The sequence below is a fragment of the Bacillus sp. Marseille-Q1617 genome (assembly GCF_903645295.1).
In the GTDB taxonomy this organism is placed as follows: Bacteria; Bacillota; Bacilli; order Bacillales; family Bacillaceae_B; genus Rossellomorea.
This window is the reverse complement of record NZ_CAHJXM010000003.1, coordinates 367983-388223: the sequence shown is the minus strand read 5'-3', so window position 1 is coordinate 388223 and position 20241 is coordinate 367983. Positions and strand designations below refer to the sequence as shown.

At 44.5% G+C, this 20241-nt stretch carries 16 protein-coding genes; 1 reads left to right on the top strand and 15 read right to left on the bottom strand.

Translation table 11 applies throughout. The annotated features are described in order from the left end of the window. Positions 1–61: 61 nt before the first annotated feature. From HWX64_RS19170 to mce, 5 genes are all read right to left on the bottom strand, one after another. The gene (locus HWX64_RS19170) at positions 62–1315 is read right to left on the bottom strand and encodes a DNA polymerase IV (protein WP_175991116.1); all 1254 of its coding nucleotides are present in this window, start codon (positions 1313–1315) and stop codon (positions 62–64) included. A 20-nt stretch (positions 1316–1335) separates the two neighbouring features. Then, positions 1336–1809: a chemotaxis protein CheW gene (locus HWX64_RS19165; RefSeq protein WP_368495600.1), complete on the bottom strand. Its 474-nt coding sequence runs from the start codon at positions 1807–1809 to the stop codon at positions 1336–1338. Between the two features lie 211 nt (positions 1810–2020). After that, complete coding sequence (locus HWX64_RS19160; RefSeq protein WP_175991115.1) at positions 2021–3142, bottom strand: M20/M25/M40 family metallo-hydrolase; 1122 nt, start codon at positions 3140–3142, stop codon at positions 2021–2023. A gap of 72 nt (positions 3143–3214) precedes the next feature. Continuing rightward, positions 3215–4762, bottom strand: coding sequence for an acyl-CoA carboxylase subunit beta (locus HWX64_RS19155; RefSeq protein ID WP_175991114.1), 1548 nt, complete (start codon positions 4760–4762; stop codon positions 3215–3217). Continuing rightward, the gene (gene mce, locus HWX64_RS19150; RefSeq protein ID WP_175991113.1) at positions 4762–5181 is read right to left on the bottom strand and encodes a methylmalonyl-CoA epimerase; all 420 of its coding nucleotides are present in this window, start codon (positions 5179–5181) and stop codon (positions 4762–4764) included. Before mce ends, HWX64_RS19155 begins: the two co-directional genes overlap by 1 nt. Positions 5182–5369: 188 nt before the next feature. On the opposite strand from mce, the gene prli42 reads away from it, so the two are divergent. Further along, complete coding sequence (gene prli42 / locus HWX64_RS19145; protein ID WP_172250231.1) at positions 5370–5465, top strand: stressosome-associated protein Prli42; 96 nt, start codon at positions 5370–5372, stop codon at positions 5463–5465. A gap of 59 nt (positions 5466–5524) precedes the next feature. Here prli42 and HWX64_RS19140 read toward each other — a convergent pair whose 3' ends face one another. The 10 genes from HWX64_RS19140 to HWX64_RS19095 form a co-directional block, all read right to left on the bottom strand. Further along, the gene (locus HWX64_RS19140) at positions 5525–6028 is read right to left on the bottom strand and encodes a L,D-transpeptidase (protein ID WP_175991112.1); all 504 of its coding nucleotides are present in this window, start codon (positions 6026–6028) and stop codon (positions 5525–5527) included. Between the two features lie 26 nt (positions 6029–6054). After that, positions 6055–7041: an aromatic acid exporter family protein gene (locus HWX64_RS19135; protein WP_175991111.1), complete on the bottom strand. Its 987-nt coding sequence runs from the start codon at positions 7039–7041 to the stop codon at positions 6055–6057. A 213-nt stretch (positions 7042–7254) separates the two neighbouring features. Continuing rightward, a complete protein-coding gene (locus HWX64_RS19130; RefSeq protein WP_175991110.1) occupies positions 7255–7971 on the bottom strand; it encodes an amino acid ABC transporter ATP-binding protein in 717 nt (238 codons plus the stop codon). Next, positions 7964–8623 carry an amino acid ABC transporter permease gene (locus HWX64_RS19125; protein ID WP_175991109.1) on the bottom strand — a complete coding sequence of 220 codons (660 nt, stop codon included), beginning with the start codon at positions 8621–8623 and terminating at the stop codon, positions 7964–7966. Before HWX64_RS19125 ends, HWX64_RS19130 begins: the two co-directional genes overlap by 8 nt. A 77-nt stretch (positions 8624–8700) precedes the next feature. Continuing rightward, entirely contained in the window at positions 8701–9480 is a 780-nt protein-coding gene (locus HWX64_RS19120) for a transporter substrate-binding domain-containing protein (protein WP_175991108.1), read from the bottom strand. 200 nt (positions 9481–9680) lie between these two features. Further along, positions 9681–10118, bottom strand: coding sequence for a BrxA/BrxB family bacilliredoxin (locus HWX64_RS19115; protein ID WP_175991107.1), 438 nt, complete (start codon positions 10116–10118; stop codon positions 9681–9683). Positions 10119–10336: 218 nt separating this feature from the next. Continuing rightward, a complete protein-coding gene (gene meaB, locus HWX64_RS19110) occupies positions 10337–11368 on the bottom strand; it encodes a methylmalonyl Co-A mutase-associated GTPase MeaB (RefSeq protein ID WP_175991106.1) in 1032 nt (343 codons plus the stop codon). Further along, positions 11368–13500, bottom strand: a complete 2133-nt coding sequence (scpA, locus tag HWX64_RS19105) for a methylmalonyl-CoA mutase (protein ID WP_254871248.1) — start codon at positions 13498–13500, stop codon at positions 11368–11370. The genes meaB and scpA overlap by 1 nt, the downstream gene beginning before the upstream one ends. A gap of 16 nt (positions 13501–13516) precedes the next feature. Further along, positions 13517–15331: a methylmalonyl-CoA mutase family protein gene (locus HWX64_RS19100; RefSeq protein WP_175991104.1), complete on the bottom strand. Its 1815-nt coding sequence runs from the start codon at positions 15329–15331 to the stop codon at positions 13517–13519. Positions 15332–15552: 221 nt separating this feature from the next. After that, positions 15553–19911: a S8 family peptidase gene (locus HWX64_RS19095; RefSeq protein ID WP_175991103.1), complete on the bottom strand. Its 4359-nt coding sequence runs from the start codon at positions 19909–19911 to the stop codon at positions 15553–15555. Between the last annotated feature and the right edge of the window lie 330 nt (positions 19912–20241).

Sequence of the window (20241 nt, the reverse complement as noted above, 5' to 3'; positions counted from 1 at the left end):
GATGCAAATAATCGGATTATGTCATCCCGTACTTTATCGTATCCATTTGTTAGAGTGCCCATTAATCCCGCAAAAAGTCCTTATTGAAACTTGTATCATGCTTTGTAACATATGAAGATTTCCTCTCTTTTCCCTTAACCCCCTTCGATATAGAATGTTTACCGAATTTTTCCTGCAATTGAGACAGGACGTTATATAAAGGCTCGTCCTTTGCCGCATTTTCGAAAGAAAAAAGATCCAGCTGCTCTGTTGCTTCGTTTTTCTCCATTAAATCCTGTACGGTCACTCCAAGGAGCCGGACGGGATCTCCATTCCAGTGTTTGACAAACAACTCCTTTGCGTAAAGGAAGAGGTCTTCTTTTTTTATGACGGGGTTATCGGCTTTCCTGCTTCTGGTGATGGTTTTTCGGTATTTATCGCGAATCATGATCTGAACTGTCGTCCCCACCACATCCTTCTGCTGCAGTCTTTGGGACACTTTGGTGCACAGCCTGTCAATGATGGCCAGGAGTTCACTTTGATTCGTGGTATCCTTCGGAAGGGTAGTTGAATTCCCTACACTTTTATAATCATAAATCGAATCTGGGTCCACCACTCTACGGTCAACGCCATTTGCACGTTCCTTCAGACGTAGACCGTTGATCCCCAACAAGGATTTAAGCTGAATCTCGTTTGCCTCCGCTAAATCTTTACATGTCACTATACCAATTTTTTTTAGTTTTTCAGCTGTTTTAGAACCGACTCCATGCATTTCGATTACAGGGAGGGGCCACAGTTTCATAGGGATGTCTCGTTTTCTAAGGACAGTGATCCCCATGGGTTTTTTCATATCGGAAGCGGTTTTCGCAAGAAATTTGTTTGGAGCTATCCCGATTGAACAAGGAAGGTCCAATTGACTTTTAATTTGGGTTTGAATGGAGGAGGCTATTTCCAGCGGGGTGCCTTTGTCATATGAATCTGTTATGTCCATATAGCCCTCATCGATGGAAACCGGTTCCACAAGGTCGGAGTATTGTCTTAAAATATCGAACATGCCCTTAGATGCAGCCCGGTACCGATCGAAATTGGGCGTTTTTATGATCAGGGCAGGACAGAGTTTTTTGGCTTCCCAAAGAGGCATCGTCGTTTTCACACCAAAGCTTCTTGCTTCATAGCTGCATGTAACGATAATGCCTTTTCTCTCTTTTGGATTACCAGCGATGGCCAATGGCTTTCCTTTAAGGGTGGGGTCGAAAGCCATCTCAACCGATGCGTAAAAGCTATTCATATCGACGTGAAGAATGACTCTGCCATTCTTGGGGTAATGTGAATTCATACTATCGCGTCTTTCATTTATTAGTTTTGAGAGATTTTTTGATTGAGAACATATTCCTTTATTTCTTTAATACCTTCCAAGCTGTCCACTAAAACATTTGGGTCAATCTGTGTAATCATACGATTCTCCAGGTTGATTACACCATGGAAATATTTTGTCTTTGAATAAGCAAGCAGCCCGACATCCGTAATCGAGGCATCGGCAACTTCAAGGATTTCTTTTGCTTCTTGTACCAGGAGCCCGATTTGAAGGGTTTCGGTATGTACTACAACCAGGAATAATCCTTCTTCGGTGTTTAGTGTCTGATTGTATAGAATGGCTGCCAGATCCATTACCGGAATAAGTTCATTTCTTACTTTAACCAAACCGAGAACGTATGAAGGCAGATGCGGAATCGGGTTTATGTTACCAAGTTTTTCGATTGAAACGACATATTCTATCGGGAGTGCATACTCTTCCCTGCCGGCATGGAAAACGACTACTTTTGTCATCATTGGTGGTGTCCCCTCTCAACTCATTGTTTATTTACTTCTAATGTACCATATTCTTTAGGATAAAGAATCCGACTTTCAATAAAACGCATTTCAAAAGTACGAACTTTTATCCATTCATTTGGAATCAGCGTATAAATAGAAAAGCCCATTAACAATCATGATTGTTAATGGACAATTACTTATAGATACAGAGCGGGCAGACTCAGTTTTACTATTCAGCCACTTCCTGAATGATGGCTACGACCATTTCAGCAAGTTTATTGAGTTCTTCCACAGGCATTCTTTCGTTCTTTGTATGAATCTCTTCGTATCCCACTGCCAGGTTTACTGTCGGTACACCGAAGCCAGCGATGACATTTGCATCACTTCCGCCTCCGCTTGTCAGCAGTTCACTCGGACGGCCGATTTTCTTGGCAGCACGTTTGGCAACTTCAACGACTTCGTCTCCGTCACTGAATTTGAATCCTGGATACATGACCTGGACTTCTACTTCAGCCTTTCCACCCATTTCTTCTGCAACTGTTTCAAATGCACTCTTCATTTTTTCCACTTGTTTTTCCATTTTTTCTGGTACCAGCGAGCGTGCTTCGGCTAATATATCAACTTGCTCGCAAACGATATTTGTTGCTTTTCCGCCTTCAAAACGTCCGATATTGGCCGTTGTTTCTTCATCGATGCGGCCAAGAGGCATTTTTGCGATCGCTTTAGCGGCAATCGTGATGGCAGATACACCTTTTTCAGGAGCAACTCCAGCATGGGCTGTTTTACCGAAGATCGTGGCAAGGATCTTTGCCTGGGTGGGAGCTGCAACGATAATGTTGCCGACTTTACCATCAGAATCCAGGGCAAATCCATATTTCGCTTTTACAAGAGAAGAATCAAGAGCTTTTGCACCTACAAGGCCAGACTCTTCCCCTACAGTGATGATGAATTGGATATCGCCGTGAATAATATTCTGTTCTTTCAAGACAGTGATTGCTTCAAGCATCGTTGCAAGCCCTGCTTTATCATCTGCTCCAAGAATCGTCGTTCCATCGGAATAAACATAACCATCTTCTTTGACCGTTGGTTTTACACCTTTCGCAGGGACAACCGTGTCCATATGAGAAGTGAAATAAATCGTATCGACGCCGTCTTTGTTACCTTTCAGATTACAGATCAGGTTGCCCGCACCATGCCCGGTCACACCCATGGTATCATCTTCATACACATCGACACCCAATTCTGTAAACTTCTTCGTCAATACCTTCGCAATTTCTGCTTCATCTTTCGTTTCAGAGTCGATTTGAACCAATTCGAGAAATTCATTCAATAAACGTTCTTGATTTATCATTCGATAGACCTCCACAATATGTATTCACTGTTTAGTATATCGTGAATGCGGGGACCGGACAAATAAACTTCCTTATAGAGGGATATTCCCGTGTTTTTTTGCAGGTCTTTCTTCTTTTTTATTTCTCATCATTTCCAGACCCTGAATCAGCTTGATACGGGTTTCACGCGGGTCGATGACGTCATCGACCATTCCTCTGGACGCCGCTACATAAGGGTTAGCAAATTTTTCGCGGTATTCTTCGATTTTTTGCTCACGGAGCTCTTCAGGGTTTTCGCTTCCGGCAATTTCCCGTGCGAAGATGATATTTGCTGCTCCCTGCGGTCCCATGACAGCAATTTCTGCATTCGGCCAAGCAAAAACAAGATCGGCACCGATCGACTTACTGTTAAGAGCCACATAAGCTCCCCCATATCCCTTCCTTAATATCACTGTCATCTTTGGCACAGTAGCTTCTGAATAAGCGTATAGGATTTTTGCACCATGACGGATGATTCCCCCGTGCTCCTGCTTGATCCCCGGGAAGAAGCCTGTGACATCTTCAAAGGTGATAAGGGGGATATTGAAAGAATCACAGAAACGGATGAACCTGGATGCTTTATCGGATGAATCAATATCCAATCCTCCCGCCATGAACTTCGGCTGGTTGCACACAAGTCCTACCACTTCACCTTTTATTCGGGCCAGGCCGACCACGATATTCTTGGCAAATTCCTTTTGTACTTCCATAAAGCTGTCCCCATCAACGATTTCATTGATGACCGTCCGGACGTCATATGGACGGATGGCATCGAAAGGGATGAGGTCCGTTAAATCTGCCCGGTAATCATCTTCTTCTGATGCCTCGAGGCGGGGAGGCTTTTCCTCGTTGTTTTGAGGTAAATAACTCAATAACCTGCGCACCTCCAGGAGGACCTCTTCTTCTGTCTTCCCTCTGAAATGTGCGTTTCCGCTGATTGTATTATGAACTTTCGCCCCGCCCAGGTCTTCGGAACTGATTTTCTCCCCCGTAACCGTTTCGATCACTTTAGGGCCTGTGATGAACATCTGGCTTGTGTCATCGACCATGAAAACAAAGTCAGTAATCGCAGGAGAATATACGGCCCCGCCTGCACATGGACCCATAATGACTGAAATTTGCGGAATCACTCCCGAGTAAATGGAATTACGATAGAAAATATGGCCATATCCGTCAAGGGAGACAACCCCCTCCTGGATACGCGCTCCGCCTGAATCATTCAACCCGATAAAAGGGGCCCCGTTCTTGACGGCCAAATCCATGACATGTGCAATTTTCTTGGCATGCATTTCACCAAGTGCCCCTCCAAATACGGTGAAATCCTGAGAAAACAGATAAATGGGCTTCCCGTCTACTTTTCCGTATCCGGTGACTACCCCATCACCCGGACCATTCACTTCATTCAACCCAAAATCCGAACATCTGTGTTCAATGAATGGGTTCAGTTCAACGAAGCTCCCCGGATCCACCAGGATGTCGATTCTCTCCCTTGCTGTCAGTTTCCCTTTCTCATGCTGCTTATCGATTTTCGCATCCCCGCCTCCAAGCTCAACTTCTCTTCTGCGGTCATACAGTTCATTAATCTTTTCATAGATATCCATTATGCATGATCCTCCTTGATGTTTGATTTATCACAAAGTTCGTATAGAACGCCATGTGATGACTTCGGGTGCATAAAGGCGACCATCGCACCGCCTGCCCCTTGTTTCGCTGTTTCATTGATCATTTTCACGCCATTGTCCCGCAATTCCCGGATTCGTTCTTCGATTCCTTTTACTCCGAAAGCAACGTGATGAATCCCTTCGCCTCTTTTTTCAATGAATTTTGCTACGGGACTTTCTTTATGTATTGGTTCCAATAATTCAAGTTTAATATTTCCTCCATCAATAAAAGCCACCTTTACTCCCTGAGATGCAACTTCTTCAAGTTTAAGCAGCTTCAATCCAAGCGTTTGTTCATAAAATGGAAGAACTTGTTCAATTGATGATACCGCTATCCCGATGTGATCCACTCTGTTCATTCTTACCATCCCCTAACTATGTTCTGCTTCCCACTCTCTAATAATTCGATTTAGGATGTCGAAAATCCTCCTAAATTAACGAATTATTAAAGCGTTTTCTTAAAAGGGACAGGTTGTAATCCCGAGGGATAAACGATAAAATATTCTTATCAATAATTTATGTTTTACTGAAAGAATGGAGAGATTCTATGGGTAATAAAAAGATGCAAAAGATCGTGGTATATTTAATGTTGTTTGCGATGATTGCCTCCACAATAATGGCGGGCCTTACATTTTTACTATAAGCTCGGATCTATACTAAAAAGGATTTGCCCATCGACATCGTCGAAGAGCAAATCCCTTTTTATTTCAGTGCACCATATTCCTTCCCCAATTCCTGGAATGATTTTGATGTTTTCACCACTAAAACCTTCGTGCCGATGGGCACCCTGTCATAAATGAATTCAACATTTTTATTCAGCATCCTGATGCATCCGTTTGAAATATACTTTCCGATGCTCGATGGCTGATTGGTGCCGTGGACGCCATAGATCCTTCCATCCGTTCCTTCCGCATCAAATCCAATCCACCTTGAACCCAGCGGATTTCTGGGATCACCGCCCGGAATGTTTTTCTTACGATAATATGGATTTTTCGCTTTTACCGTGACAGTGAAAAGACCTTCTGGTGTTAAATCGGTTGTTTTGCCGGTTGCAACACCATAGGTTCCCACCACCTTCCCTTCATTGATAAAAGACAGCTGGTTGGATTCTTTATTTATGATGAGAAACGGGTCCCCGGGCAGCGGATTTCTTCCCAGCGGCCAGATTGGAGACGCCATCAGCATAATGGCAAGAAGTATGCGCATGTTCATATCACCCTTACTTTTCAATCTTAGGTGTAGTGTACTTCTCTTTTGCTTTTCTCATTCTTTTGAATGCCTTTAAAGGAGCTTTTTATCAACAGATACTGTTCCATCTCCTGAACAAACTGATAAAGTGCTGCACGCACTTCGAATTCCTCCCGTGTTTTAGGCAAGTCCATTTGTTCGAATTCAACTTTTAAATCATATAATTTCTTCAAGTAAAAAAGCGCGGTATTGCCAGGGTGTATATGCTGACTTAGTTCTTCCAGGAATTGAGCGATTTTTTTCCCCTGCTCGACTCTTAACGAGATTGAGGCAGCAATCGGCAGGATGCGCTGCAGAATCTCGAACTGCTTCTCCCTCATCTTGAAATAAAGATAATACAAATCTTCATGACGAAGAAAATGATTCTCCACATCTTTGAAAGCAAGGGTTTTTGCTTCTTTTAATAAAGTTTCTGTTTCGGTGATTTCCTTCCCATCCCAATCACTCTGATTGGTTTTCAAATGATTTATCAGTTCACAGAAGATTTTATAAAAATTCTCTTCGATTTTCTCTTGATATTCAGCCAGCTTATTTTCCACACTCGGCATATACAGATTCATGATGAGCGCGATACCGATACCGATGACTATAATCCCCATCTCATTCCTGAAGAGTCCCAGTGTCACATTTCCCGCAGAATACACATGAAGGATGATGACTGAACTTGTAACGATTCCTTCTTTTATCCGCAGGGAAACCGTTACAGGGATGAAGACGAGTAGCAAGAGGCCAATGACGATCGGATGGTAGGCAATGAATTCAAAGAATGCTCCCGAGAATAACATCCCGATTACACAGGCGATAAAGCGGCTGGAGGAGGCCTGGACGGATTTTTTCTTTGTGTTCTGGATACAAAGGATGGTCAAGATCCCCGCTGACACAAAATTATCAAGCTGAAACAGTTGGGCGATACTGATCGCCAGGGCAGTCCCGATCCCGGTTTTGAGTGTTCGATATCCTATACGGAACATGCATCTTTCTCCTAACAGTTAAAATGATTCTTTAAGAATACCATATTGAAGCGCTAACAAAAAAGAAGGATCATCAATTGCTGATCCTTCTTTTTTCCTTGGCCGTACTGCATTGCTGCCCGGCCATTTAAAAGACTTCGCTTTCTGCAGCCTCCGTCTTTCACTCCAGCAGCTGGATAACCCAAATCACTAAAAACTTTGACATAGCTTTGTCTATAATACTTTTTCAAGAAATTCTTTTGCCCTGCCTGTACTCGGCTGAAGAAAGAAATCTGCGGGTTTTCCTTCCTCGACGATTTTACCGTCATTCATGAAGATGACTCTGTCGGCCACTTCTTTTGCAAAGCCCATTTCATGGGTGACAATGATCATCGTCATCCCGGAACCGGCAAGATCTTTCATGACTGACAATACTTCCTTTACCATTTCGGGATCAAGTGCAGATGTCGGCTCATCGAATAAGATGACTTTCGGTTCCATCGCTAAAGCTCTTGCTATGGCCACACGCTGTTTCTGGCCGCCTGAAAGACGATTGGGATATTCGGCACTTTTATCCTTCAAACCTACCTTGGTAAGTAATTCGATTCCGAGCTGTTCCGCTTTATTACGCTTTACTTTTTTCACCTTTATGGGGGAATATATCACGTTTTCCAAGACTGTCATATGGGGGAACAGATGGAAATGCTGAAAGACCATCCCCACTTCCTGTCTTATTTGACCGATATTCTTCATATTGACATCTTTCTCTTGAAATTGGATCGTGCCGCTGCTTGGCTGCTCCAAGTAATTCAGGCATCTCAGCAAGGTTGACTTCCCTGAGCCTGAAGGACCGATCACCGCCAGTACCTCACCTTTTTGGACAGTTATGTCTATCCCCTTTAACACGTCCAGGTTTCCAAATGATTTTGTGATGTGTGCTCCTTTAATCATTTCCTATCAGCCTCCTCTCAAGTAATTTCCCAAGAAGCGTCAACACCATGACCATTACATAATAGATGAGCCCTGCAAGTAATAGGGGTTCAAAGAAGGAGTAAAGATCGCTTCCCACCATGTATGACCTTCTCATTACGTCCATCGCTCCTATTACCGTGACAATGGCCGATTCTTTCGTCAACGTGATAAATTCATTCATCAAGGCCGGTAATATATTTTTAATCGCCTGAGGCAATATGATATCCTTCATCGTTTGGCTGTAGGGAATCCCTAAAGCCATAGCAGCTTCCTTCTGGCCCTTATCGACGGCATTTATACCCGCCCGGATGATTTCGGAAATATATGCTGCTGAATTTAAGGAAAACGAAAGAATCGCAGCTGTATATGGTTCAATTTGTGTTCCAAACAGTTGGGGGGATCCGTAGAATATGATCATCAGCTGCAGTACAAGTGGTGTTCCCCTGAACACAGATGTATAAGCATCAGCAAGCCACACCAGGGGTTTTACTGAACTGATTTTAAATAACGATAATACAATTCCGAATATAAATCCTAAAATGCCTGATGCACCCACAATCATCAACGTAACCTTCAAACCTTCCAAAATAAAAGGTATGGAAGGCAGCAGCTGTGCAAAATCAAGTTTCATTTTTTATTCCTCCAACATTCTCAATAAATGTCGAAAGGCCAACCGCAAGGATGGTCAGCCTCTCTCTTTTCAATTCCTTATTCAACAGCCCCGTTGAACCATTTTTCAGCCAACTTATCCAATTCTCCGCTTTCTTCAAGTTTCTTTAAGGCTGTATTGAATTCTCCAGTAAGTTCACTTTCCTTTGGAAAAGCAATCGCTGATCCCGCTTCTTCTTCATTCACATCCATCGTCGTTCCTTGAAGCTCTTTGTTTTTGTTCAAGTAGCCATCGGCTACTGTATTTTCAATAATGATGGCATCAAAACGTCCATTTTGAAGGTCTTGTACCAGCTCAGGAATACGGTCTCTTGTTTCAACTTTAAGGTCGATTGAAGAACTCATACTTTCCGCTTCATCCTGTTGAATCGATCCTAATTGAACCCCCACTGATTTTCCACCCAAATCTTTTTCAGTGGAAATCCCGCTGTTTTTTTTCGTGATGATCATATTTTTCGCTGTATAATAGACATCACTGAAATCCACATTTTTCTTGCGCTCCGGAGTAGGTGTCATCGCTGATAGGACGAAATCAACCTGCCCTGTTTTTAACGCAGTGATAAGTCCGCTGAACTCCATGTCTTTTATTTCAACTTCATATCCCAACTCATCTGCCAGCAGATTGGCGAGGTCGATATCATATCCGATGAATTTATCACTGTTTGCTGTGTCGACGTATTCGAACGGTTTATAATCCGCCGATGTACCCATGATTAATTTCTTTGGATCTCCGGATGCAGTATCTGCTGCGTCTGACCCGCATGCAGCGAGACTGATAGATAGTACAAAGACTAATAAAAATGATAATAGCTTTTTCATTTACTCATCCCCCTAAGATTGTATAAATATTTATATTTTTGTATATTAATTAATATATTTGTATTCTATCAGCTTTTTATTTTTATGCAATACTTTTTATAATTATAAATTATTGTTTGTATTTTCAGAAAACTCCCTCAAAAATAAAGATAAAAAAGGCCTGTTAGAGAATGCTCTAACAGGCCTTTTTTGTATATTTATTAAACCTCTTCACAATATTCATCAAAATACGATTGAAGCTTGTTTACAACTGACATTGGATCATGACCTTCAATCTCATGTCTTTCTACCATTGTCATAAGCTTCCCATCTTTTAATAAAGCGAAAGATGGAGAGGACGGCGGGTAGCCGGTAAAGTAACTGCGCGCTTTAGCCGTTGCTTCTTTATCCTGGCCAGCGAATACCGTTACCAATTGATCAGGTCTCTTATCGTAATGGATGGAATGAGCCGCTGCAGGACGGGCAATGCCCCCGGCACATCCGCAAACTGAGTTGATCATGACAAGCGTCGTACCAGGCTTTGTGAAAGCTTGGTCAACCTCTTCTTCTGTTGTTAATTGTGAATAACCAGATGTCTCCATCTCTTGACGGGCCTGGCGGACGATATCGTTCATAAATAAATTGAAATCCATATCCATTCTATGACGCTCCTTTTCACTGCTCTATGTTCTTGATCATTCTTCTCTGTTAGCGAAGTTTGATTTACCACCATCATACAAGTTTGGGTCTTAATTTTCAATTGTAAATGATTGATTCCTATACAAACCTCATATTCATTTAGCACTTTTGATCCCCGCTGTTGATTTCCGTGCAAGACATCGCTTTCCGCGCACGATTTGCCTCCGCCATGCCCGGATCAAACCTGCTTATAAAGATGAAGCAGTTCTTCGATTGCCTTGGAAGTGGTAAGATCGCCGACTTTGACCTTCTCCTCCATTTGCGGGACGGCAGGCTTTATTCTTTCATCGAGGAAGAAATCTGACAGAATCCGGTCTTTTAACATGGTATAGAACCAATCTTTCTTTTGAAGGGCCCTCCTATTTTGGAAACTGCCGATTTCTTTTGTTTTCTTTTCAAATTCCTTCATCACATCCCACAGTTCAATCAGACCCCTATTCTCAAGGGCAGAGCATGTATACGCCTTTGAAGTCCATCCTTTTGTAGCGGGTACGAGAAAGTGGAGGATTTGATTCAGTTCACGTCGGGTTTTTTCCGCCAGCGGCTTATTTTTACCATCCGCTTTATTGACGACCATTGCATCTGCTAGTTCCATGATGCCCTTTTTCATTCCTTGCAGCTCATCTCCCGCGCCGGTGATGGCAAGTAAAAGGAAGAAGTCAACCATCTGTCTGACCATGACTTCACTTTGACCGACACCGACGGTTTCAATGATGATAATGTCGTATCCCGCAGCTTCACACAAAAGCAGGGTCTCATTCGTTTTTCGATGCACACCCCCGAGGGTTCCTGCAGTCGGTGACGGCCTGACAAAGGCTTTAGGGTTCTTTGACAGCTGCTCCATCCTTGTTTTATCCCCCAGGATGCTGCCCCCGGATAAGGAAGAGCTTGGATCGATCGCAAGAACCGCAACAGAATGCCCCTGGTTGCACAGCATCTCTCCAAACGCCTCGATAAATGTGCTTTTCCCGGCTCCGGGAACTCCCGTGATACCAATACGGAGGCTGTTCCCTGTATGGGGCATCACTTCCCCAAGAAGTTCCTGTCCCCATTCGTAATGATGGGCGGCATTGCTTTCAATCAAGGTGATGGCTTTGGCCAGGGAGCTGCGATTTCCATTCAGGATCCCTTCCTTCAATGCTTGGATGGAGATCGGATCTTGTTTTTTCTTTACAAACCTCTTCTTTTTTTCCGGGCGTTGGTTGTCCATTATTCGGTCACTTCCTCATAACCGAGCACTTCGTATATTTCCTTGATCACTTTCTGTGCAGCGACCGGAATGATCGTGCCCGGTCCGAATACGGCAGACGCTCCGCTATTCAGCAGGAACTCATAGTCCTTGGCCGGAATGACGCCGCCCACTACGATGAGTATGTCTTCTCTTCCAAGTTTTCTGAGCTCGGCCGCCAGCTGCGGCAAGAGGGTTTTATGACCTGCTGCGAGTGAACTGAAGCCTATGACGTGGACATCATTTTCCACCGCCTGCAGAGCCGTTTCTTCCGGCGTTTGAAACAGAGGTCCGATATCGACATCGAATCCAAGATCGGCAAATGCCGTAGAGATCACTTTCGCCCCTCTGTCGTGCCCATCCTGACCCATCTTGGCAATCAGGATACGAGGTCTTCTTCCTTCATTCTCCAGGAATTCCTCTGTCATGTCCTGTACGACTGCGATTTCATCTTCATTTGAAAAATTAGAACTGTACACGCCGCTGATACTCCTTATCGTCGCTTTATGTCTGCCTGATACTTTTTCGACCGCATCAGAGATTTCACCGAGAGTGGCTCTTGCCCGGGCAGCTTCCACTGCTTTTTCGAGCAGGTTTCCTTCACCTGTTTCCGCGGCTTTCGTCAAGGCGTCCAGCGTCTTTAACACTTCCTCTTCATTTCTCTCTTCTTTCAACTTTTGTATTCTTTCAATCTGTTTCTGTCTGACGGCTGTATTATCAATATCAAGTGTTTCGATCTCATCTTCTTTTTCCAGACGGTATTTATTCACTCCGATGATCGATTCTTTACCTGAATCAATCATTGCCTGCCTTTTCGCTGCTGCTTCCTCGATCCGCATCTTCGGAAGACCTGTTTCGATCGCTTTCGTCATTCCGCCAAGCTCTTCGATTTCTTCAATGTGCTCCCAGGCTTTCTCCATGAGCTGTTTTGTCAAAGATTCTACGTAATGGGATCCTGCCCAAGGGTCGATGACTTTTGTAATCAATGTTTCTTCCTGAAGGTAAAGCTGAGTGTTACGGGCAATACGCGCTGAAAAATCTGTCGGCAGGGCTATCGCCTCATCCAGTGCGTTTGTATGAAGCGACTGTGTATGCCCCATTGCTGCAGCATGTGCTTCAATCAGCGTACGGGTCACATTGTTGAACGGATCCTGTTCCGTCAGGCTCCATCCTGATGTTTGAGAATGCGTACGCAGCGCCATTGATTTTACATTTTCCGGATTAAAGGATTTCATCATTTGGGCCCAGATCCTTCGTGCGGCACGCATTTTTGCCACTTCCATAAAATAATTCATTCCTATTGCCCAAAAGAATGACAGCCTTGGTGCGAATGAGTCGATACCAATACCTGCCTTCAACCCGGTCCTCACGTATTCAAGGCCATCGGCAAGGGTATAAGCAAGCTCGATATCAGCAGGTGCCCCCGCTTCCTGCATATGATAACCCGAGATGCTGATGCTGTTGAATTTTGGCATTTTTTTGGATGTATACTCAAAGATATCCGCGATGATCTTCATCGAAGTTTCAGGTGGATAGATGTACGTATTCCTCACCATGTATTCTTTCAAAATGTCATTTTGAATGGTTCCTGAAAGCTGTTCCTGGGAAACTCCCTGCTCTTCTGCCGTCACAATGTAAAAGGCAAGAATCGGGAGGACGGCCCCATTCATCGTCATCGATACCGACATTTGATCAAGAGGAATACCATCAAATAGTATTTTCATATCAAGGATGGAATCGATTGCCACCCCTGCTTTCCCAACATCACCTACCACTCTCGGGTGATCGGAGTCATAGCCCCTGTGGGTCGCAAGGTCGAACGCTACCGAAAGGCCTTTCTGCCCCATACTCAGGTTTCTTCGATAGAAAGCATTACTTTCTTCCGCTGTTGAAAAGCCTGCATATTGGCGCACAGTCCATGGCCTGTTTACATACATCGTCGGATATGGACCTCTGGTGAAAGGCGCCAGTCCCGGCAGATCATCACGATGGGGGATGTCCTTTGTATCTTCCTCTGTATAGAGGGATTTGATTGTTACATTCTCATTTGTTTCATAGGTGCTGCCGGAAGCAGAAAAACTCCCCGTCTCCTTCGCTTGTGAGTATGGATCCATCCCCTGCCAGTCTGGTTTAATCATGTTTCTTCTCCTCCTCCCAGATTGAAAGTAATTCAGTCAGTTTATGGAGCATATTCTGTTTCTGATGGATACAGCCGTTCAACCCAAGCTGTAACCATTCATTCATTTTCTCACCGTTCAGTTTACCTGCGATATCGACTTTTATTTGGGAATGATAATTGGCTGCTGTCTCCACGATCAACGGAAGCCATTCATCATATTCTTCATCTTTACCGCAAACAACATAATAAGGATAGTTGGTTTCTTCAATGAACGTAAGGATATCTTCTTTCGTGAGACATGAATGACTCAGTCGGGAGTCGATGCCTCCTGTGGATAAGAAGCCACTTACAAAGTCGGCCCGCGCCTTATGGCTCTTCAATTCCCCCAAACCAATAATGCCGGCAGCGGGTTTGCTGCCTGACTTCACGAGTTCTTCAGCTCTTATTCTAAGTTTCTCGAATGGAAGGGAGAGCCTGTTCCCCTTCTCTGTTTCCACACCTGAAAGTGAATCTTCCAGGTTGGCGTAGATGTTGGTACCGATCATGGACTTGGATCGTGTGGATAAATCAGTCACTCTCTCTTCGAGTACCTTTCTAATACTCTCCTGGATTTTCCCCTCCAGCAATAAAGTATCGATTCCGCCTTCTCGATCGATGTGCTGGAATTCCTTCCAGGCTCTTCTCCCTGCTTCTTCCGTCAGCCACTCCACATAATAGGAGCCGCCTGCAGGATCGAAGACTTTATTTAAATGGGCTTCTTCCCCAAGGATCAACTGTAAGTTGCGTGCCACCCTCTCAGAAAATGGAGTTGTTTCGCCTTTTATACTGTCAAAAGGATGGACAACCAGGTAATCGACGCCGCCAAGAACAGCAGAAAATGCCTCTCCCCCCGTCCGAAGCAAATTGACATGCTGATCGAGCCCCGATTTATTGAACTTTGAGGTTTCTGCACTTATACTGATGCAATCATCACAGACTTCTTTAGTGAGGCCGTAGGAGGCAAGGACGTCCTTCCATAACTTTTTGAATGCCCTCATCTTGGCCACTTCCATAAAAAAGTGACTTCCTAAAGAAAAATGAACATGAATCTTTTGGGCGATTTCCTCAGGGGACCAGCCCTTCTCTTGCAACCTTTCAAGATAAAAGACTCCTGTACTCAAAGCATAGGCAAGTTCCTGTACGGCATTCGCCCCCTGTTCATGGTAAGGAGACGTATTTATTACGATGGTTTTGATTTCAGGAAGATGAGATGCTGCTGCAGCGGCCTTTTCTATCCAACCGTCAAGCTGGTATTCCCCCTGTTCAAGTCCGATTTCTGAAAGGGGATCAAATCCAATCACTCCTCTAAGCTCTCTGAAGGACTCATCACCAACCGCAAGAAAGGATAATCGGTCAACTAACTCAGCATTATTTTTCTCTATGTTAAAAACCGGCAGGGCTTCCCCTGCAAACCGTTCGATAAAGGAGTCAAATCCTTCTCCGATTTCCATTCCTTCCATTGAAAATGCCAGACAGTTTTGTCCCCTGGAGACTGCCTGCTGCATAGCATCGGCTAATTCTACCCACGTCTTCCTTTTTAATTGCTGAGCGATTCTCCACTCATTGAGGGTTGATAATTTTTTATTTATATCCGGTATATAGGAATCCACACGATTGATAGCTGAAATATCTTCTTGGGTGAAAAGTGGTTTCAGATCGATTCCTTCATACGTTTTAGTATGTAACGCTTCCACACTTCTCCCTTTCAAGGCTCTTTCAGCCGCTTCCTGCCATTCTTCTAAACTGGGAGGATTGAATGTTTGCTCTTTCATCTCACTAAGCTTCATAGTACCCCTCTTTCATTTCGCATTTTTGAAATCGTTTACAAAATAATGTTTAGTCATCCCATTTGCTCTCTTTTTTCTTTGGATCTTTTTGATGAAAATTCTAAATTTTTATTCTAATACTATTTTAGTATATAAAAAAACTCTCTTATCTTCAATTCCCCTCTGAAAACAAATAAAGAAAAAGAAGAGCCTGAATGCCGGCTCTTCCCTTTCTCAATCTGTTATTTTTTTGTGTTGATATATAACTTTCCATCTGCACGTTTGGTGGATACATTACCGAAGTCATCAGAAATTTTCACTTCAACCACTGCACCTGCTGCCTTAACATCAGATATGGCTGTATAGTACCCTACATAATGACCTTCAGATGTTTCCATCATCGGAAGTTCAGTTGCGTTTGTCAACTGCCCTCCTGCATTGGTCAACGGCATGTGGATGACGAATGTTGCATCCAGGCCAGGTTCGCTGTCAAATTCGATTTTGACCGATTCACCTTTTTTCAATTCTTTATCTTCAGCCGGAAGAAGATGATCGATTTCAATGTCCCCGAACTTGGCAAAGACCGTCACCGATTTCTTCTTTTTGTTGCCGGCTTTATCTTTTGCAACGACTTGAATGACATTTTCCCCTTCATTGAGAAGAAGCCTGTGGCTGAATTCGCCGTCTTTCACAGTTGCTTTTTCACCATTCACTTTCACCCACGCAAGGTGATCCTCGTTAATGGTTCCTTTCACTGTAATGGCTTCACGATTTGTTTTCAGTCCTTCCTCAGGAGAAGTGATCGCGAGTTCCGGTTTCACTTGATCGAGCGTGATTGTGACAGGTTCGGAAGCCCCCGTCATACCCTGCTCTGTTGCAGCTTTTGCCGAAATGACATTCTCCCCGTCGTTCAAGGTAACATCTGCAGAGAATGTACCGTCTTCAGCCGTTTCGGCTTGAGCCACTTCTTCATCCCCATTGTATAGATGGACGGTAGTAGTAGGTGCTGAAGTACCTTCAACGGTCACCGATTCGTCCTTCGTATATGAACCGTCTTTAGGTGAAGTGATGACTGGTGCAGTCACTTCGTAATTCACCGTTGCACGGATCATATAGTTTCCTTCATCTTCTGGAGAAGGCGACCATGCTCCGCCGACCAGCTGCCAGCTGCGCGCAGCGTATTCGCCGTCTTCATCTGTACCCAATCCAGGTGCGTTAGGGTTAGGGGCAGATTGGATGTAGACCATATAGAAGTCTCCATCGACCATGATTCCGTGTTCACTAAGATCTACATGCGTCCATTCGCCATTTCTCAGGGCAGTTGCATCAATTGGGCCTGCAATTTTATTACCAGGTGCCCCATCAGTTCCGGAAGCGTCATAGATGGCCACTTGGAAATCAGTTCCCCCCGGCACCGGCCACTCTGTATCCCAGAATCGGAATAGACCTCCGGTTACCATCGCTGAATCATTTCCTTCTTCAAGTGACATCTTAACGGCCCATCCATTGCCTGCATCGTAGAAGGCACGTGCGTTTTCTGCCGTTCCATCATCGTATCCGATTTCGCCAGGGTAGCCGATGAACGGTTCAAGTGAAACATCCGCTGCAGCAGCTTCCCCGCCTTCAATCGTCACACTCACTTCTTGGCTGTAGTAGTAAGGGGCAACGATTTTAAGCGTATACTCACCCTCATAGGCTTCAAGTTCATATTCACCATCTGCATTGGTTTCCACCGGTGTCACGACTGCGTCTTCCATCAGGAAGACCGTAGCCCCTTCAACAGGTTCACCGGTTACTTGATTCGTTACGACACCCGACACAGTACCACGAGGAATTTCCTCCAGCGTGAAGTTGGCTGTAGATGTTCCATCCGCTTCCACTGTGACATTTTGTGTCTGGGATCTGAAGCCGTAGGTTGAAGCTTGAAGCGTGAATTCTCCCGCTGCATGCGTCATTTGATAAGACCCGTCTGCAGGGTTTGTGTATGCAGAGCGTCCTGTTTCAAGCACTGTCACCTCAGCTTGTAACGGTAATAATACCGGTGCAGGTGCAGTACCATCCGCAGGTGCTTCTTTCTTCGCAGGTTTCACCATTTCGATCTTATTAGGGTTCACACTAGGCTTCTTGGAAACCGATGAAGAGCTGTCACTCTTCGACTGCAGCCCTAACTGAGCCTTACCAGCCGGCAAAATGGATTCTGCACTCAGTTTGACATCATCCAGATACCAACCTTGTTTCACGACACTCCCATCAGTTGTCACATTGAATGCTACGTATACTCGCTGGCCTGCATAGGCACTTAAGTCAACCTCGCCGTCCACCCAGCCGTCTGTCACATTGTTTACGCGAAGAGCCTGTGTCCAGTTCTCTCCATCCGTAGAGACAAATACGTGACCATAATCGTAGTTGCGTTCTAGTTCATGCCACTGCTTGAACTGCAAGAAGCTGTTTCCTTCCGGCAGATCGATAGGAGGCATCTGCAGGGACATGTTTGCTCGATTATCATAGTTTCCATCGAGATTCGTTGCATACACTTTTTCTCCGGAAACTGCGCTTTCAGGACCTGTAGTCGGTGAGCCCCATTCCCAGCTGTTTGCCTCTCCATAAGTAGTCCAGCCAGCCGGAGTTGATTCAAAGTCCTGCTCATAACCAACTGTGATTCCAGGCAGTAAAGGAACCGTGTACGTATCACTTTCAACTTCATTCCCGCCGAAGTCCAGCGCACTCCATTTATAATTCACACTGTCACCGGTTAAATCCTCACCAGGAATGGCGGCTTCGTAGGTGCCTTCTGTGTAGTCGCCGGATGTTCTTGAAGCTTCAACCGAAACCCATTCGCCATCCGCATTTTGATAGTCAAGCGAAACATTCGTTACACTGACATTATCGCTTACATCCGCTTGAAGCGGTAAATTCATTTCTTTAAATGCTTCTGCAGGGGCCTCATGTGTAATGGCAGGTGCTTCTGTATCATCGCCTTCTTTCGAAACGTTACCTTCAATCTTTCCGATACCGCTCATTACTGACGAAACTGCATCAAATGCGTTTACAAGCCCATGGCCATACCCATTATTCGGAGACTCAGGGAATGTTCCATCAGTCAATGGGATTGCAGTCGCCATTAAGATTTCTTCAATATCATCAACAGTCAAGTCTGAATTGACCTGCCTTAAAAGTGCGGCAACCGCCGATACGTGAGGACCGGCCATCGATGTACCATTCCATCCGCCTTCATAATTGCTCCCAGGAACGGAAGAACGGATGTTCACGCCCGGGGCAGATATTTCAGGCTTCACCTCATCATACGGGGATGGTCCTTGAAGAGAGAAACCGGCCAGGTTATTACTGCTGTCAGTCGCCCCTGTAGCAAATGACTCAGGATAGTTTGCCGGTGTTGCAACCGAACCTGGTCCTCCAGGATTGAATAACGTAGTGTTTCCTGCAGAGAACTCAGGGAAGATCTCAGCCGCTCTCCATGCATTAACCATTGGGCGGTACCACTCATCTAAACCAGGTCCGCCTCCCCATGAGTTGTTGACCACATCCGGTGCCATTTCAGGATGCGGATTGCCTTCTGCATCAGTTGGTGCAAGGATCCATTCTCCTGCTGCAAGCAAATCGACATCTGTTCCTCCATTGGCTGTGAATGCTTTAACCGCGATCCACTTCGCTCCCGGAGCTACACCGATCTGGTTATTTCCATCTGGTTCAGATCCTACCATTGTACCAGTAACATGTGTACCATGCCCCTGATCATCATAAGGTGTGCCCTGACCTGCTGTAGCATCAAACCAGTTGAATTCGTTTTCCGGAGTATCCGGATTTTGAGGATCGAACCCTCTGTATTTCTCCTTCAATGCCGGATGATTCCATTGAACACCGGTATCGATTGAAGCAACAACTGTACCTGCTCCGTCGATTCCCATATCCCATACCGCCGGGGCACCGATCTGCTCGATGTTCCACTCGATGGAAGCCGGCTTGTTGTCAGCTTTCTCAGCCTTCTTTACATCCAGCGCCGCTTGAGATCCTTCTGCTTTGACCGGCTGGATGAGCTGTCGCGTTTCATTCGGTAAAATTTTCGCTACTTCAGGGAATTTAGCGATCTTCTCCATGACTTCCTTTGTACTTGTAACAGCCATACCATTTACGACATAAAAGTCTTTAACATTTTTAACGGCACCGCTCTTTTTCTCTTTGTTTAAGTATTTTTTTACTTCTGCTTGAGTTTCAAGTGCAGTGGCACGCAGCTCTGAAACAACCATATTACGCTTCAACAGCTTCTTACTGTTTGCAGTAAGCTTCTGTTTCTCAGCTTTTTCAGCCGCTTTTTTCGCTACGCCCTTAGTGTCGACCTGCTCCTTGAACTTCACTAAGTATGTGACGTGCTTATCTTTCTTGAATTGCTCCTGCAGTTTAGAGGTGATCTTCGATTGCGGACTTACCTTTGCAGTATCATTTACTGATGTAGAAGCTTTTCCTTTTGCTGCACTTTGCATGGAAGTGCTTGCTGCGTTTGAATTGAATGGAAACATTAGTGGAATGAACATTACTAGGGTCAATACGATTGAAAACCACTTTCTTTTACTTTTTCCCCTCATTTAATTCCCTCCCGATATCATTTGATGTTTCCTTTCAAGATTCACCTCCTCATTCAGTGTCACCTGGTAAAATGTAGGTGTTACACCAAAGATAACCAACTGCAATTGTAAAATGTTGTAACTTTTTGTCATTATTAATCTGAATTTTCGGAAAATGAACGAATGGTCTGATTCCGATCATTTTATGAGAAGACGAAAGTCATGTGTATTCCATAACTGCAGGAATATTCTTTGATTTCAGGTAAAAAAACAGGGGCAAAAAGACACGTTTTCTTCAGCACAGAAATTATGATTCAAAAAAATAAGAAATAGGGGTTAGGAATGTTTTTT

What these genes read in the sequence shown, in the direction of transcription:
- HWX64_RS19170 (WP_175991116.1), bottom strand. Translation starts at nt 1,315, where the DNA reads ATGAATTCACATTACCCCAAGAATGGCAGAGTCATTCTTCACGTCGAT.
- HWX64_RS19165 (WP_368495600.1), bottom strand. Translation starts at nt 1,809, where the DNA reads ATGATGACAAAAGTAGTCGTTTTCCATGCCGGCAGGGAAGAGTATGCA.
- HWX64_RS19160 (WP_175991115.1), bottom strand. Translation starts at nt 3,142, where the DNA reads ATGATAAATCAAGAACGTTTATTGAATGAATTTCTCGAATTGGTTCAA.
- HWX64_RS19155 (WP_175991114.1), bottom strand. Translation starts at nt 4,762, where the DNA reads ATGGATATCTATGAAAAGATTAATGAACTGTATGACCGCAGAAGAGAA.
- mce (WP_175991113.1), bottom strand. Translation starts at nt 5,181, where the DNA reads ATGAACAGAGTGGATCACATCGGGATAGCGGTATCATCAATTGAACAA.
- prli42 (WP_172250231.1), top strand. Translation starts at nt 5,370, where the DNA reads ATGGGTAATAAAAAGATGCAAAAGATCGTGGTATATTTAATGTTGTTT.
- HWX64_RS19140 (WP_175991112.1), bottom strand. Translation starts at nt 6,028, where the DNA reads ATGCGCATACTTCTTGCCATTATGCTGATGGCGTCTCCAATCTGGCCG.
- HWX64_RS19135 (WP_175991111.1), bottom strand. Translation starts at nt 7,041, where the DNA reads ATGTTCCGTATAGGATATCGAACACTCAAAACCGGGATCGGGACTGCC.
- HWX64_RS19130 (WP_175991110.1), bottom strand. Translation starts at nt 7,971, where the DNA reads ATGATTAAAGGAGCACACATCACAAAATCATTTGGAAACCTGGACGTG.
- HWX64_RS19125 (WP_175991109.1), bottom strand. Translation starts at nt 8,623, where the DNA reads ATGAAACTTGATTTTGCACAGCTGCTGCCTTCCATACCTTTTATTTTG.
- HWX64_RS19120 (WP_175991108.1), bottom strand. Translation starts at nt 9,480, where the DNA reads ATGAAAAAGCTATTATCATTTTTATTAGTCTTTGTACTATCTATCAGT.
- HWX64_RS19115 (WP_175991107.1), bottom strand. Translation starts at nt 10,118, where the DNA reads ATGGATATGGATTTCAATTTATTTATGAACGATATCGTCCGCCAGGCC.
- meaB (WP_175991106.1), bottom strand. Translation starts at nt 11,368, where the DNA reads ATGGACAACCAACGCCCGGAAAAAAAGAAGAGGTTTGTAAAGAAAAAA.
- scpA (WP_254871248.1), bottom strand. Translation starts at nt 13,500, where the DNA reads ATGGATCCATACTCACAAGCGAAGGAGACGGGGAGTTTTTCTGCTTCC.
- HWX64_RS19100 (WP_175991104.1), bottom strand. Translation starts at nt 15,331, where the DNA reads ATGAAGCTTAGTGAGATGAAAGAGCAAACATTCAATCCTCCCAGTTTA.
- HWX64_RS19095 (WP_175991103.1), bottom strand. Translation starts at nt 19,911, where the DNA reads ATGAGGGGAAAAAGTAAAAGAAAGTGGTTTTCAATCGTATTGACCCTA.